Consider the following 13,066-nt stretch of genomic DNA (forward strand, 5'->3'; position numbering starts at 1 on the left):
ATGGCATTTCAGTGGTGGAACAGGCGAGCCGCGTCGCAAGTCGCCGGTACCGACGGTCCTGCGGTCGAGATCGACTCGCTCAGCTATCGGTTCGGTGACAACCGTGCTGTGAAGAACCTCAGCTTGACTATCGAACGCGGCGAGTGCTTCGGTTTGCTGGGACCGAACGGAGCGGGAAAGACCACCACAATTCGACTGCTCAACACGTTGCTTCCCTTGCAAGACGGCGATATCCGAATTCTGGGGCGGTCGGTTCGAACCGAAGCGATGTCTATTCGCAGGTACCTCGGATATGTGCCGCAACAGCTTTCGATCGAGAGCGCGCTGACTGCGAGAGAGAACGTGACTTGGTTTGCCCGCTTGTACGACGTGCCACGTTCGGAGCGACGGGAAAGGGTCGACCAAGCCCTCGAGATGGTGGATCTTCTCGACTCCGCGGAGAAGGTTGCGGCCGGCTTCTCAGGCGGAATGGTCCGGCGATTGGAACTTGCGCAGGCGCTCGTCAACCGGCCGGCACTACTGGTTCTCGACGAACCGACCGTTGGATTGGACCCGATTGCCCGTGAATCGGTGTGGCGCAGAGTCTCCGAGATGCAGAAGCAGTACGGCATGACCGTTTTGCTGACGACGCATTACATGGAGGAAGCCGACGAATTGTGCGACCGCGTTGCACTCATGCATCACGGTGAGCTGCGCGCCGTCGGTAGTCCGGGTGAACTGGCCGAATCGTTGGGTCCGGGCGCCACACTCGAAGATGTGTTTCGTAGCGTCGCCGGTGACGCACTTGCCGACGGCCAGTCAGGAGGTCTACGCGATGTCCGCAGCACCCGTCGCACAGCGCGCCGCATGGGCTGATCCCACTACCAACGGGTTCGCCCGCCTGTTGTCGAGAATCTATACCTTCTGTTTGGTCGAGGTGCAGAAGCTGCGCCACGACAGATCCGAATTGGTCACGCGCGCAATCCAACCGATCCTCTGGTTGGTCATCTTCGGTCAGACGTTCAGCCATATTCGGGCGATCCCCACCGGTGATGTGCCGTATCTGGATTTTCTGGCCCCGGGAATCATCGCGCAGTCGGCGCTCTTCGTTGCCATCTTCTACGGAATCCAGATCATCTGGGAACGTGATGCCGGTGTGCTCACCAAACTGATGGTTACGCCGACGCCACGGGCTGCACTAGTCACCGGGAAGGCGTTTGCCGCAGGCATCCGCGCAGTTGCGCAAGCCATTGTCGTCGTGATCGTCGCGGCGTTGCTGGGTGTGAGTATGACGTGGAATCCGATCAAATTGCTTGGGGTTGTGGTTGTTGTCGTGCTCGGAGCAGCGTTCTTCGCCTGTCTCTCCGTTGCGATCGCCGGCATTGTCCTCAAGCGCGATCGTTTGATGGGAATCGGGCAGGCGATCACCATGCCGCTGTTCTTCGCGTCGAACGCGCTCTATCCGGTAGAACTGATGCCCGGATGGGTGCAGTGGCTCAGCCGGATCAATCCGTTGAGCTACGAGGTATCGGCGTTGCGCGGCTTGCTTATCGGGATCCCGACCAATTACGCCGTCGACTTCGCAGTGCTGATCGGAGCGGCGTTGCTGGGAATTGTCACTGCCTCTGCGCTGTTGGGGCGACTGACCCGGTGAGTGCCACCTCTGGCGCAGTACAGCGCCAGAGGTGACATCAGTCGCGCGGCGGCGGTGCGGTGTAGGTGATGCAGTCGGGCGGCACGGAAGGCAGACCCTCGGAGGATCTGAGCTTCTCGGCAATCGAGGAAAGGAGGCTCTGCGACTCCGGGGACAGATCCACGGCTTTGCGTGTGAGGGAACGCAATTCGTTGTCGTAGAACTCTTCGGCAACCGAGCGGTCTTCGTCGGGGATGAGTTCCGGATCCTGGCGAGGAGTAGGTGCGAAGAAGTACTCGGCGTCGACTCCGAAGAAGTCGGCGAGTGCCAGCACTACCTGCTCCGACGGGTTGGTTCGGACGCCACTACGCAACTGCGAGAGATACGGTGTGGAAATTCGACAGCCACGTCGGGAAAGTGCATCTACAACTTGCGCATTGGTCAGTCGGGGAGGCGTTACGGGGTACAGGGCATTCAGTCGTTCTCGGAACGAATCTGCCACGGTTCCTCCCATTTCCACGGTTCCTCCCATCGCTCGTGACGGGTGCGCCACAACGTGCTGCATATTTCTGCGATTGCATAGTTATCCAAAGCAGATTCACATAGTAGACGACGCGAAATTGGATGTTTAGAAATGAGAGTGCTTTTACCTGGGGATATTTGGGTTTTCAGGCAGTAAAAGCGTTTGGAGACAGTGTGATTTGCGACGCGAACTGACCGTTCGTTATCAGAATGTTCAATCAGTACCTTCCGGGCGGTTTGTACTGATTTGTGCTGTTATGCAGCCCATTCGACGAAGTTACTGGCCAGTCTCTTGTGCGAGCATACCTTTCGGGCCTCCCAAGGCCTCGACTGGCGTGTTCGCTCGAAGGGGAATGAGGGTTACCAGGAGCGAGCGGAAATGCCGAATTTTTCGAGCGTGTTGCAGGCCAGCGTGCGCAGTGCCTGATTGTCGGCCGATTCGAAGCTCACCAGCGACAAGGTGTAGGTGGCGTTGTTGCGACTGAGGTAACCGGAGACGCGAGTTGATGTGCTGTCCAGTTGGGCGGCGCTCGCACCAGGATGCACTGCGCGGAGGGCAAGCCCGCTCGTTCGATGCCCCTCGAACTGATCGATGTCGACCGTACCGATATTGGAGCACAAGGCATCTCGCTGACCAGGTCCGTCGGCAAGGCGATGCGCTACGCGATCCGGGACGACCTGCAGTAGTTCAGCCGGGAAGCCGGCCGGGCTCGACATCGGCGGAGCCTCGAATGCGTCGCGGCACAATCTGCGAATCTGGGCGAGAGTTGTCGAGGGAGTAAGAGGGATGGCGACCATCGCCACTGCATTATCGACGGAGTTGTCACTGCCGACGAAGTTGTCCCTCTGGTCAGTAGTGCGCACGTTCATCGGAACGCTGAGCGTGACTGCGGCGGTTTTGTTCTCGGCCCGGGCGAGCTCGCCGACACAAGCCAGGAACAAGCTGTTGGGAGTGCCTCCGGAAGACGCTGCGACGTCATCCCATTGCGCCCGATCCACTTCCAGGATCGCGGTGGTTACCGTCTGTCGTGCTGAACGGCGAGGGGCTGCGGGCGTAGTGAATCCGCGGAGCTCGGCTCTGCGCGCCGGACTGACGATCAATCCGCCGACAGCACGGGAGGTTCCGCGCAGAACCCGACCCACCGTCGACAGCGCGTCAGCGATATCCGACCGACCAGTGTGATCGCTGGGCGGTGAAGCTTTGTGCTGCATCGCGTCGCGCAGAGCGCCGATCAATCCGCGGGCGTCGGCAAGGACATGAGAACACGTTACGGAGACGACGGTTCCGCCACTGGAATCGTAGGTCGCGGCGATGCGCCACCCCGGCCCTCGTTCGGGATCGACCGACACCAGGGCCGCATCGTCGGCCCACTCGACCACCGCGTCGGCGGCGATGGGTTCCGAACGGACGCTCAGAGGGTAGTAGCGCGAGTTGGCGACAAATTCGGGCCGGGCCCCAGGAATTCGGGGCCTGCGCACGCGCCGGCCGAGCGGCCCGCAGGCCACGCGTACACACAACTGCTCGAGCTCACCCGGATCGACGACGCTGTCGGTGCGCCACACCCCCTGCATCACGATCGGCAAGCCGAGACCTCGGTGGGTCCACAGAAACATCTCGTCGACGACACTCAAACGAACTCCCACCTCAGCAGTGTAAGCCGGGCACGTAGTGGACCTGCGGTTTCTGGCGGCACACCTGCGAATCGGCGCATACTGGTTGTTACGCCGCGTGGTACGAAGGGCCGGCGTGGTCGGAAGGCAGGCTGACATGGTCAGTGTCGAGAAGTGGGCGATGTGGGATTCCGCCATCGAGGTGGATGTCACGGAGGGTGCTGCGCTGCCCACAGCGCACGCGCTGATCGCCGCCGCCATCGAGGACACCGAAGCGCTCTGCGATCTCGGGCGCGGCGACGCCGAAATTCATGCCGTCAATCTCGCCCAGGGGACGCCGGTGAAAGTGACCCGCCGGATGTCGTCGCTGTTGCGTTCGGCGCTGTGGGCGGCACGTATGACAGCCGGCGAGGTGAACCCGCTCGCCGACAACTTCTCGGAGGACGACTCGATTCCGCCCGTCCACCCGACGCCCACCTTCGAGGACGTGCAACTCGACGGCGACGTCGTGTACGCGCCGTGGGGAGCTTCCTTCGACATCACCGGAGTGGCGAAGGCGGACACCGTGGATCGAGCCGCGCAAACTGTTGCGGCAGAGCTGCAATGTGGTGTTGCGGTGCGGATCGGCGACGTACTTGCCACTGCGGGGCACGCTCCGGCCGGCGGTTGGCAGATTCCGGTTCCGGGCGGCGAGGACGTCGAACTGGCCAACGGGACGGCAATTGCCACCGCGCACGCCGCCGAGCCGGCTTCATGGCAACCGCACCAGGATCGTCCGTCAACCGAATGGGCGCAGGTGTCGGTGATTGCCGACGACGCGGTGTGGGCGTACGCCGCCAGCCGGGCAGCACTGACGCGGGGGATCAGTGCGATCAAATGGGTTGAGCAACAAGAGCTTCGAGCCAGGCTGGTGGACCGGTCCGGGCGTGTGTATACCACCGAGAATTGGTTCGGGCCGGACGCCGCCTGACAGTTCGAATGTCTCGCTCAGGCCCGGCCGCGCTGAGTGCGGTACCAGTTCACCAGGGCATCGGTCGAGGAATCGCCGAGATCGCTCGGAGCTTCCGCCGACGAGAGTGCAGGCCCCAACTCCAAAGCCTGAGTCTTGCCGAGTTCGACGCCCCACTGATCGAACGGATTGAGACCCCACACAGCACCTTCGACAAATACTTGATGCTCGTAGAGCGCGATCAACTGCCCGACCACCGACGGTGTGAGCTCCTTGGCCAAGATGGTGGTGGTGGGACGGTTACCTGGCATCACCTTGTGCGGCACCAACTCCGGCGGTGTTCCCTCCGCCGCAATTTCCTCCGCGGTCTTCCCGAACGCCAACACCTTGGTTTGCGCAAAGAAATTACTCATCAGGAGGTCGTGCATCGAACCGGTTCCGTCAGCTGTCGGCAGATCGTCTGTGGACTCGGCAAAACCGATGAAATCGGCAGGCACCAGCCACGTGCCCTGATGGAGTAGTTGGTAGAAGGCGTGCTGGCCGTTGGTTCCCGGTTCGCCCCAGAAGATCTCGCCTGTCGAGGTTGTGACCGGGCTGCCGTCGGAGCGGACGGATTTGCCGTTCGATTCCATGGTCAGTTGCTGCAGATAGGCTGGAAAGCGCAGCAGGTCATTGGAATACGGCAACACGGCGCGTGACTGTGCACCGAAGAAGTTGGAGTACCAAAGTCCGATCAAGCCGAGAAGCGCCGGCGCGTTCTCCTCCAGCGGTCGGGTGCGGAAATGCATGTCGATCTGGTGGAAGCCGTCGAGGAACTCGGCAAAGCGAACGGGGCCGACCGCACACATGACGGAGAGGCCGATGGCAGAGTCGACCGAGTAGCGGCCACCCACCCAATCCCAGAATCCGAACATGTTCGCCGTGTCGATTCCGAACGCGGAGACCCGCTCGGCATCGGTGGACACCGCAACAAAATGCTTGGCGACAGCGGCGACGTCTTCGCTACCCAAACCGGCGAACAGCCAGCGCTTCGCTGCCGTTGCATTGGTCAGGGTCTCGAGCGTGGAGAACGTCTTGGATGCGACGATGAACAATGTGGTCTCGGCATCCAGATCGGCCAGCTGCCCCACCAGATCTACGGGATCGATGTTGGAGACAAACCGGAGGCTGATGCCGGCGTCGGCGTAATGGCGCAGCGCGCGGTACACCATGACCGGTCCGAGATCCGATCCTCCGATGCCGATGTTGACGATGGTGCGGATGCGCTTTCCCGTGAATCCGGTCCACTCACCGCTGCGAACACGATCGGCAAAGGCGCTCATGGACGTCAAAACCTCGTGAACATCGGCCACGACGTCCTGGCCGTCGACAGTGAGGGATGCGTCAGACGGGAGCCGCAGTGCGGTGTGCAGAACCGCCCGATCCTCGGAAGTGTTGATGTGATCACCCGCGAACATGGCGTCGCGACGCTCCTCGACGCCGGCCTCACGGGCCAGCGCGACCAGCAGATCGAGAGTCTCGCGACTGACGCGGTGCTTGCTGTAGTCGATGTGGAGATCACCGGCATCCACCGTCAACTCGGTTCCGCGCGCCGGATCCTCGTCGAAGAGTTCCCGAAGGTGAACGGCGTGGAAATCGGCGTGATGAGCGCGCAGTTTCTGCCAGGCTGATGTTCCGGTGATGTCAAGGCTCACAGTCATCGACTTTAACGGCCCGGTCGGGAAACTTCTGGATGAGTCTCGTCGGCAGCCTGGCCTGCTCCGATCAGCCGGACCGTTCGAACTGTGGGGATCTAGTGTCCCAGGCGTCCGCGGCCGAGACGCAGAAGCAACATCGCGAGCGTGTGACCTTCCTGGCCTAACTCGTTGAAACGCTCGAGCACCTTCATCTCACGACTGTGAACCAGGCGCGGTCCCCCTGAAGCCATCCGGGTACGACCGATGATCTGTGAGACCTCGGAGCGGCGCTTGATGGCTGCCAGGATCTCGGCGTCGAGACGATCGATTTCCTTACGGAGTTCGTTGATCTCGGCTTCGCTGCGCGGAACGTCGACGTCGGTCGGGGTGGAGTTTCCTTCGGGTGCCGTTGCCTGCGTGCTCATATGTATTCGTCTCCTCTTTCTACTGCGTGGATCGTGTTCTCAGCTCGGGTCGTTACCGATCCAGCGCCCTGACGAAAAATGCCCCGGATCCGAGTCGGACCAGAGGCAGGTGAGCTGTTCGAAGACTTCACGAGCACCGCGGTCCGGCGCCCGTAAAGTAGTGCCACCGCGCACCGACACTGCCGCAAACGCAGGTGGTCGGGGTGTTGCACAGGCTCAACATAGCGTCCAGTTTGCCATGTTCGGTACCCTAGTTCCAAGTGCCATCACCCCGCGACGCACGCACTCACACTCTTGTCGGTGGACGCCGGTAGCGTGGACAGACGATGAACATGTATCCAGCAGTCGGTGAGCAGGGCAGTCTTGACGGGCAGGGTGGTCTGGACGGGCAGGGAGACCTTTACGCGCAGGGCGGTCTCTTCGCACACGAACACGAGCACGATGCGCCCCAGCACGATCATTCTTCCCGGCATGGTCATTCTGCACAGCATGGTCATTCTGCACAGCAGGGTGGCTCGGGTTCCGACGCGCTTCTCGAGGGTCTCAACCCGCAGCAGCGCGAAGCCGTCGTCCATGCCGGTTCACCGCTGCTCATCGTGGCCGGTGCAGGCTCTGGCAAAACCGCGGTGCTGACGCGTCGCATTGCGTATCTGCTGGCCGAGCGTGGCGCCACCCCTGGGCAGATTCTTGCCATCACGTTCACGAACAAGGCTGCCGCCGAGATGCGTGAGCGCGTCGCGGGATTGGTCGGGCCGCGCGCCAACAGCATGTGGGTGTCCACGTTCCACTCGAGTTGTGTGCGCATTCTGCGCGCTCAGGCGGCGTTGCTTCCGGGGTTGAACTCCAACTTCTCCATCTACGACTCGGATGATTCACGCCGGCTCCTGACGATGATCTCCAAGGATCTCGAACTCGACACCAAGCGTTTCACGGCCAGATTGCTTGCGACGCACATCTCGAATCTCAAGAACGAATTGATCGACCCCGAGGAAGCCGTCGCGGCTGCGGACAAGGATCCCGCGGAACTGCCTCGCCTGGTTGCCAAGGTGTACGGGATTTATCAGCAGCGCCTGCGCTCGGCCAACGCGCTCGATTTCGATGATCTCATCGGCGAGACGGTGGCTCTGCTCCAGAACTTCCCGCAGATCACGGAGTACTACCGTCGACGCTTCCGGCACGTCCTCGTCGACGAATACCAGGACACCAACCATGCGCAGTACATGCTGGTGCGTGAATTGGTCGGTGGCGCAGGCGAATCAGACCACGCGGTGGCGCCGGCAGAGCTGTGTGTGGTGGGCGACGCCGATCAGTCCATCTACGCGTTCCGCGGTGCAACCATCCGCAACATCGTGGAGTTCGAACGCGATTACCCGGACGCCCGCACCATCTTGCTCGAGCAGAACTACCGTTCGACGCAGAACATCCTTTCGGCTGCCAACGCCGTCATCTCCAAGAACACGGACCGACGCGAGAAGCGATTGTGGACCGATTCCGGTGAGGGCGAACTGATCGTCGGATACGTCGCGGACAACGAGCACGACGAAGCATCCTTTGTCGCCTCCGAGATCGATCGGCTGGTCGAGAACGGTGACGCAAAATTCTCGGATGTCGCAGTCTTCTACCGCACCAACAACTCGTCGCGTGCGCTCGAGGAGATCTTCATCCGCCTCGGTGTGCCATACAAGATCGTGGGCGGCGTCAGGTTCTACGAGCGCAAGGAAGTTCGCGACATCGTCGCCTACCTGCGCGTACTCGCAAACGAGGACGACACGGTGAGCTTGCGTCGAATCCTCAACACTCCACGACGCGGAATCGGCGACCGTGCAGAAGCCTGTGTTGCCGTGCATTCGGAGCATCGCAACATCAGCTTTGCTGCCGCGTTGCGGGATGCGGCCGAAGGCAAGGTTGCACTTCTCAATACGCGTTCCCAAAAGGCGATCGTTGCCTTCCTCGACATGATGGACGGCCTGCGAACGTTGCTTCCGGCCGAATCTGCTGACGGCAGTGAGTCTTCCGAGATCGGTGACATCGGTGAAGTGGCAGAGGCTGTGCTCGAGCGCAGTGGCTACCGCGCCGAACTTGCCGCCAGCAGTGATCCTCAGGACGGTGCCCGGCTTGACAACCTCAACGAGCTTGTCAGTGTGGCAAGGGAATTCAGCTCTGATGCGCGAAATGCTGCCGGACTGATCGACCCGGACGACGAAGAAACCGCAGCGATGCGCGAAGGTGAACCCGATCCGGGTTCGCTGGCAGCGTTCCTCGAGCGAGTGTCGTTGGTGGCCGACGCGGATCAACTGCCCGACTCCGACGAAGGCGTTGTCACCATGATGACACTGCACACCGCCAAGGGTCTCGAATTTCCCGTCGTCTTCGTAACCGGTTGGGAAGACGGTCAATTCCCGCACATGCGGGCCCTCGGCGATCCGGCGGAACTCTCCGAGGAACGACGCCTCGCCTATGTCGGCATCACGCGCGCTCGGCAACGGTTGTATCTGACGCGCGCGATCATGCGCTCCGCGTGGGGGCAGCCGATTCAGAACCCAGCATCACGGTTCATCAGCGAAATCCCCGAGGATCTGATCAACTGGCGCCGCGAAGACCCGGGCACCGGCGGCGGTTTCGGCAGCGGCCGACCCGGTTACGGTGGCGGTCAGGGCTACGGCGGTGGTCAGGGCTACGGCAATCAGGGTGGCCGCGGGTACGGCAACACCTCTCGAAACGACTCTCCCGCACCCAGTTTCGGTGCTGCGCGAGGCCGAAACAACAACCTGGTTCTTGCAGTCGGTGATCGGGTCAGTCATGACAAGTACGGGCTGGGTACGGTCTTGGAAACCAAGGGCACCGGTCCGACTGCGACAGTCACGATCGACTTCGGCAGCGCAGGCAAGGTGCGTCTGATGCTCATCGGCGGCGTCCCGATGGTGAAGCTGTAGGGGGAAGAGAAACTGTAGCAAAAAACTTTTGGCCCGCACCGGATAAGGTGCGGGCCAAAAGTTTTGGTATCGGCTAAGTCTAGTCCTGCTCGACGCCCAGGCTGATGCCGCGCGAAGCGAGCCAGGGGAGGGGATCGATCTTGTTCTCGCCGGCGAGGTGAACCTCGAAGTGCAGGTGCGGGCCGGTGGAGAAGCCGCGGTTGCCCACGGTGGCGATCTGATCGCCGGCCATGACCTGCTGGCCGACCGTGACGAGGGTGGTATCGATGTGGCCGTAGACGGTGATGGTGCCGTCGGCATGCTGCAGGCGAATCCACATGCCGAACCCGGAAGCCGGGCCGGAGTCGATGACGGTGCCGTCGGCTACTGCGACGATAGGCGTTCCGATGGGTGCTGCGATGTCGACGCCGGCATGCAGGGTGCCCCAGCGGCTACCGAAGTTCGACGTGAAGGTTCCGACGGCGGGGAGGACGAACAGGGGGCGCCGGGCAGCGGCTTCGCGGGCTGCGCGCTCTTCGCTGAAACGCTGTCCCTTGGCAAGGAGGTTACTGAACTGCGACAGGTCGGTCGGTGCGGCGACGTTGAGCACCTGGGGTGCGTCGGCTGCGGTGGTGGACGACGCTGCGGCGGTGGGTGCGAACTGGGCTGCCTGCGGCTGTGCTGTGGTTCCGATGGTGGAGGACTGATCGGCCAGTGCGATGTCCGAGTGCTCGACTGCGTTACCTGAGCCGTTGTTGACTACTGCTTGCCCTGCGGCGACTACCGCGCCGGCTGCGACGGCAAGAACTGCGGCGCGGCCCTTGAGTGCGGAGGGCGGGGTGGGGATGCGGTGGGCGCCGGTGCGACGAACCGGGGAGGTGACATCTGCAGATGCCGGTGGGGTGAAAGTCGAGATGCTGTTCACGTCGGACTCGACGGTCTCGAAGTCTGCCGGGAAGGCGTCTACCGAGTCGGAATCTGACGACGTGGGGGAAGCGGAACGAGTGAACATAATGGAAGAAATCTCAGAACTTTTGGTCTCGGTGTAACGCCGGGCCGAGTGCGTTGGATAAGAGGGCGTGACCTCGTCCGGTTCTGATTTTGTGAACCTACTGGCGGTGAACTGGCTGTGTCGCATATGCCTGTTCGCTCCTTGGGGTTCGTGATCAGCCTGTGACTTAGCTGGAGCAACGGTAACGAAATGGTTGCGACACGTGCAACCTATACAGCAAACGAGCCTCTGTTTGTGACGTGGCTCACACTCTGACCAGGCAAAACATCGTTTCGGACAAATCGGACCAAGTATCTCGATTGATGTCAGGGTGTGTCACAACCAGATCACCGGCCTGCGCAGGCACTACCGTCGACCAGGTGTCGTCATCACCCCGAAGCTCGTCGGTACACGCGTCCGGCGATGTTCGCACCGATCGCCCACTCCCACCGCGGCTCGCCCTGGCACTGGTTCTGGGGCTGCTCGGCGCGGCCGCAGTCTCCGTTGCGCCGCTGATCGGTGTGGGGAGTGGACCTGGTGCGTCCGGCTCGATCGTGACCGCCTCGATATTCAGTGCGCTGTGCGCACTCACGATCCCGGCCGCTGCGATTGTGGTGACGCGTCGTCACCCTGCGATGGCGGGAGCGCTCTTGGCCGGTGCCGGTGCGCTGTCCTTCGGAGTCGCGATTCTCGATCTGCAGTTGTTCGTCGACGCAATCGACGCAAACCGCTTGGAACTCTTCCGTCCGATTTCCGCCGGAGCAATCACCGCCGGTGCCGGGTCGTACGTTGCACTCCTCGGACATGCGCTGTTGGTTGTTGCCGGAATCCTGGGACTCGTGGTGGTTCACGGTGAGTCCGAGCGCGACGGATACGGCAGCGCGCGTGCCGCCGAGTTCGACGGTAGATCCGTGGGTGGACGCATCGGTGCCGGTGCGACGTCCGTATTGATTCTTGCCGCAGGCGTCTACGCGATCTCTCTGTTCGGGCCTGCCTTCGACTCGCAGGATCCGATCTTTCTCGCGCGCACTCTCGTCGACAGTCCGGCAGCCAGTGCTGTCGGAACCGCGTTGGTCGCCGTTGCAGTCCTGATTGTCACGGCGTCGGCCCTGACGTCGATTTCGCCGTGGGTGGGCGCAGGCGGCGTTGTCGGAGCCGGTGTCGGCGCACTGGGAGTCAGTGGCACTCGCGTTGTTGCCGGTCTGGCGTCCGACGACCGGATCGGTGTCGGCGCGGGATCGGTCGTCGGTGCCGTCGCGGCGGTGGTCGTCGTGGGAGTTGGTGCGGTTTTACCGATTCTGGCGACGCGGCGCGAGGTCGCTGCAGCGGAAGAAGCAGAAGTGCGGCCGGTGAGATCCGGGAGTCAGGCACAGACCGTCGGCACCAAGAAGGCACGCCGAGCCGCGATGATCGAGCAGGCCCGCGAAGCGCAGGCTCACGTCACGAAGTTGCATCGCATCGCCGGGGCGCTCGGAATCGGCGCAGCAGTCTTGGCTGGACTGGGAGCGTCGTTGCCGATTCTGTCCCTACCCGGGGGCCTTGCCGAACCGTCGATACTTGCCACCCGCATCGTCTTCGTGGCGGCGATCGTCCTCCTCGTCGCGTCGCTCGGGTTGTGGATTCCGGGGCGCGGTGTTGCCATTCGGCCGGCCGTGGGAACGCTGTGGACCACCGTCGTCATGGGAATTGCCGCTGTACTGCAACCAGCTGTCATCGCGACCGATGTTTCGGGTGTCGGACTCGGGGCCGGGGTGTACGTGATGGGCGTGGCCTCCGCGCTCGCAGCTGCCGCCGGCCTGGCGTTGTGGTTCGCCGGAACCGCGGAACGCGAGGAAATCGATACATCCGTCGAGATCGAGGCGAACTCCGTGGTCCGAATCCTCGCCGGACTCGGCGGTGTACTTGCACTTGTCGGCACCGCCCTGCCGCTGTATCGCGGTGCAACTCACACTGCGGCGTCGATCACGCAATGGCCGTGGGGAAGCGACGCGTGGGGGATCGATACCTGGGGTCAACTCCTCGTCGGAGTGTCCGTCCTGCTCGCATCCGTCGTCGCCACCCGATCCCGGCCGCCGCGCGCCGCCGCGCTCCTCGTCGGATCGGCGGTGTCGGTGTCGGTGTATCTCGCAGCGGGACCACTGACGTCTTCACGCATACCGGACGCAACAGTGGGGGCGGGTGCGATCGCATCGGCGACGGGCCTACTCTTGCTAGTCGTTGCTGCTTTCTTCAGTGCGCGAACCACGCTGTCGATGCATGCCGGGCGGCGGTGAGACCCGCGCTTGACAAATGGGTGCGAAGTTACGTTTCCGATCGGTGACGACTGCCGCACCTGGCGATGTCGCGTGACATGGGCCACATAGCATGT

Annotated in this window: 10 protein-coding genes; 5 read left to right on the forward strand and 5 right to left on the reverse strand. The window is 62.4% G+C overall.

The features are described from left to right. Window positions 1-855, forward strand: a complete 855-nt coding sequence (locus FFI94_RS06915; RefSeq protein ID WP_138872333.1) for an ATP-binding cassette domain-containing protein — start codon at window positions 1-3, stop codon at window positions 853-855. Continuing rightward, window positions 815-1,633: an ABC transporter permease gene (locus FFI94_RS06920; protein WP_138872334.1), complete on the forward strand. Its 819-nt coding sequence runs from the start codon at window positions 815-817 to the stop codon at window positions 1,631-1,633. The genes FFI94_RS06915 and FFI94_RS06920 overlap by 41 nt, the downstream gene beginning before the upstream one ends. A gap of 37 nt (window positions 1,634-1,670) precedes the next feature. On the opposite strand, the gene FFI94_RS06925 is transcribed toward FFI94_RS06920, so the two are convergent. Together FFI94_RS06925 and FFI94_RS06930 are read right to left on the reverse strand one after the other, a co-directional pair. Further along, the gene (locus FFI94_RS06925) at window positions 1,671-2,114 is read right to left on the reverse strand and encodes a helix-turn-helix domain-containing protein (RefSeq protein WP_138873643.1); all 444 of its coding nucleotides are present in this window, start codon (window positions 2,112-2,114) and stop codon (window positions 1,671-1,673) included. 380 nt (window positions 2,115-2,494) lie between these two features. Then, complete coding sequence (locus FFI94_RS06930) at window positions 2,495-3,778, reverse strand: hypothetical protein (RefSeq protein ID WP_138872335.1); 1,284 nt, start codon at window positions 3,776-3,778, stop codon at window positions 2,495-2,497. A gap of 124 nt (window positions 3,779-3,902) precedes the next feature. Here FFI94_RS06930 and FFI94_RS06935 point away from each other — a divergent pair, with 124 nt between their 5' ends. Next, complete coding sequence (locus FFI94_RS06935; RefSeq protein ID WP_138872336.1) at window positions 3,903-4,715, forward strand: FAD:protein FMN transferase; 813 nt, start codon at window positions 3,903-3,905, stop codon at window positions 4,713-4,715. Window positions 4,716-4,732: 17 nt separating this feature from the next. Here the strand turns inward: FFI94_RS06935 and pgi are convergent, their stop codons facing one another. Beyond that, window positions 4,733-6,388 (reverse strand): glucose-6-phosphate isomerase, encoded by a 1,656-nt coding sequence (gene pgi, locus FFI94_RS06940; protein WP_185993143.1) that lies wholly within the window; start codon window positions 6,386-6,388, stop codon window positions 4,733-4,735. 98 nt (window positions 6,389-6,486) lie between these two features. Then, window positions 6,487-6,795, reverse strand: a complete 309-nt coding sequence (locus FFI94_RS06945) for a chorismate mutase (protein ID WP_033234204.1) — start codon at window positions 6,793-6,795, stop codon at window positions 6,487-6,489. 326 nt (window positions 6,796-7,121) lie between these two features. On the opposite strand from FFI94_RS06945, the gene pcrA reads away from it, so the two are divergent. Then, window positions 7,122-9,728 (forward strand): DNA helicase PcrA, encoded by a 2,607-nt coding sequence (gene pcrA, locus FFI94_RS06950; RefSeq protein ID WP_260683897.1) that lies wholly within the window; start codon window positions 7,122-7,124, stop codon window positions 9,726-9,728. 79 nt (window positions 9,729-9,807) lie between these two features. On the opposite strand, the gene FFI94_RS06955 is transcribed toward pcrA, so the two are convergent. Next, on the reverse strand, window positions 9,808-10,845 hold the full coding sequence (locus FFI94_RS06955; protein WP_138872338.1) for a M23 family metallopeptidase: 1,038 nt from the start codon (window positions 10,843-10,845) through the stop codon (window positions 9,808-9,810). Window positions 10,846-11,078: 233 nt separating this feature from the next. Here FFI94_RS06955 and FFI94_RS06960 point away from each other — a divergent pair, with 233 nt between their 5' ends. Next, complete coding sequence (locus FFI94_RS06960; protein WP_260683898.1) at window positions 11,079-12,971, forward strand: hypothetical protein; 1,893 nt, start codon at window positions 11,079-11,081, stop codon at window positions 12,969-12,971. Window positions 12,972-13,066 lie beyond the last annotated feature (95 nt).

This window comes from Rhodococcus sp. KBS0724 (assembly GCF_005938745.2).
Classification (GTDB): Bacteria; Actinomycetota; Actinomycetes; order Mycobacteriales; family Mycobacteriaceae; genus Rhodococcus_F.

Bases quoted from the DNA above. Each gene is read 5' to 3' on its own strand.
- pcrA (WP_260683897.1), top strand. From the start codon at position 7,122: ATGAACATGTATCCAGCAGTCGGTGAGCAGGGCAGTCTTGACGGGCAG.
- FFI94_RS06955 (WP_138872338.1), bottom strand. From the start codon at position 10,845: ATGCGACACAGCCAGTTCACCGCCAGTAGGTTCACAAAATCAGAACCG.
- FFI94_RS06920 (WP_138872334.1), top strand. From the start codon at position 815: ATGTCCGCAGCACCCGTCGCACAGCGCGCCGCATGGGCTGATCCCACT.
- FFI94_RS06915 (WP_138872333.1), top strand. From the start codon at position 1: ATGGCATTTCAGTGGTGGAACAGGCGAGCCGCGTCGCAAGTCGCCGGT.
- FFI94_RS06935 (WP_138872336.1), top strand. From the start codon at position 3,903: ATGGTCAGTGTCGAGAAGTGGGCGATGTGGGATTCCGCCATCGAGGTG.
- FFI94_RS06945 (WP_033234204.1), bottom strand. From the start codon at position 6,795: ATGAGCACGCAGGCAACGGCACCCGAAGGAAACTCCACCCCGACCGAC.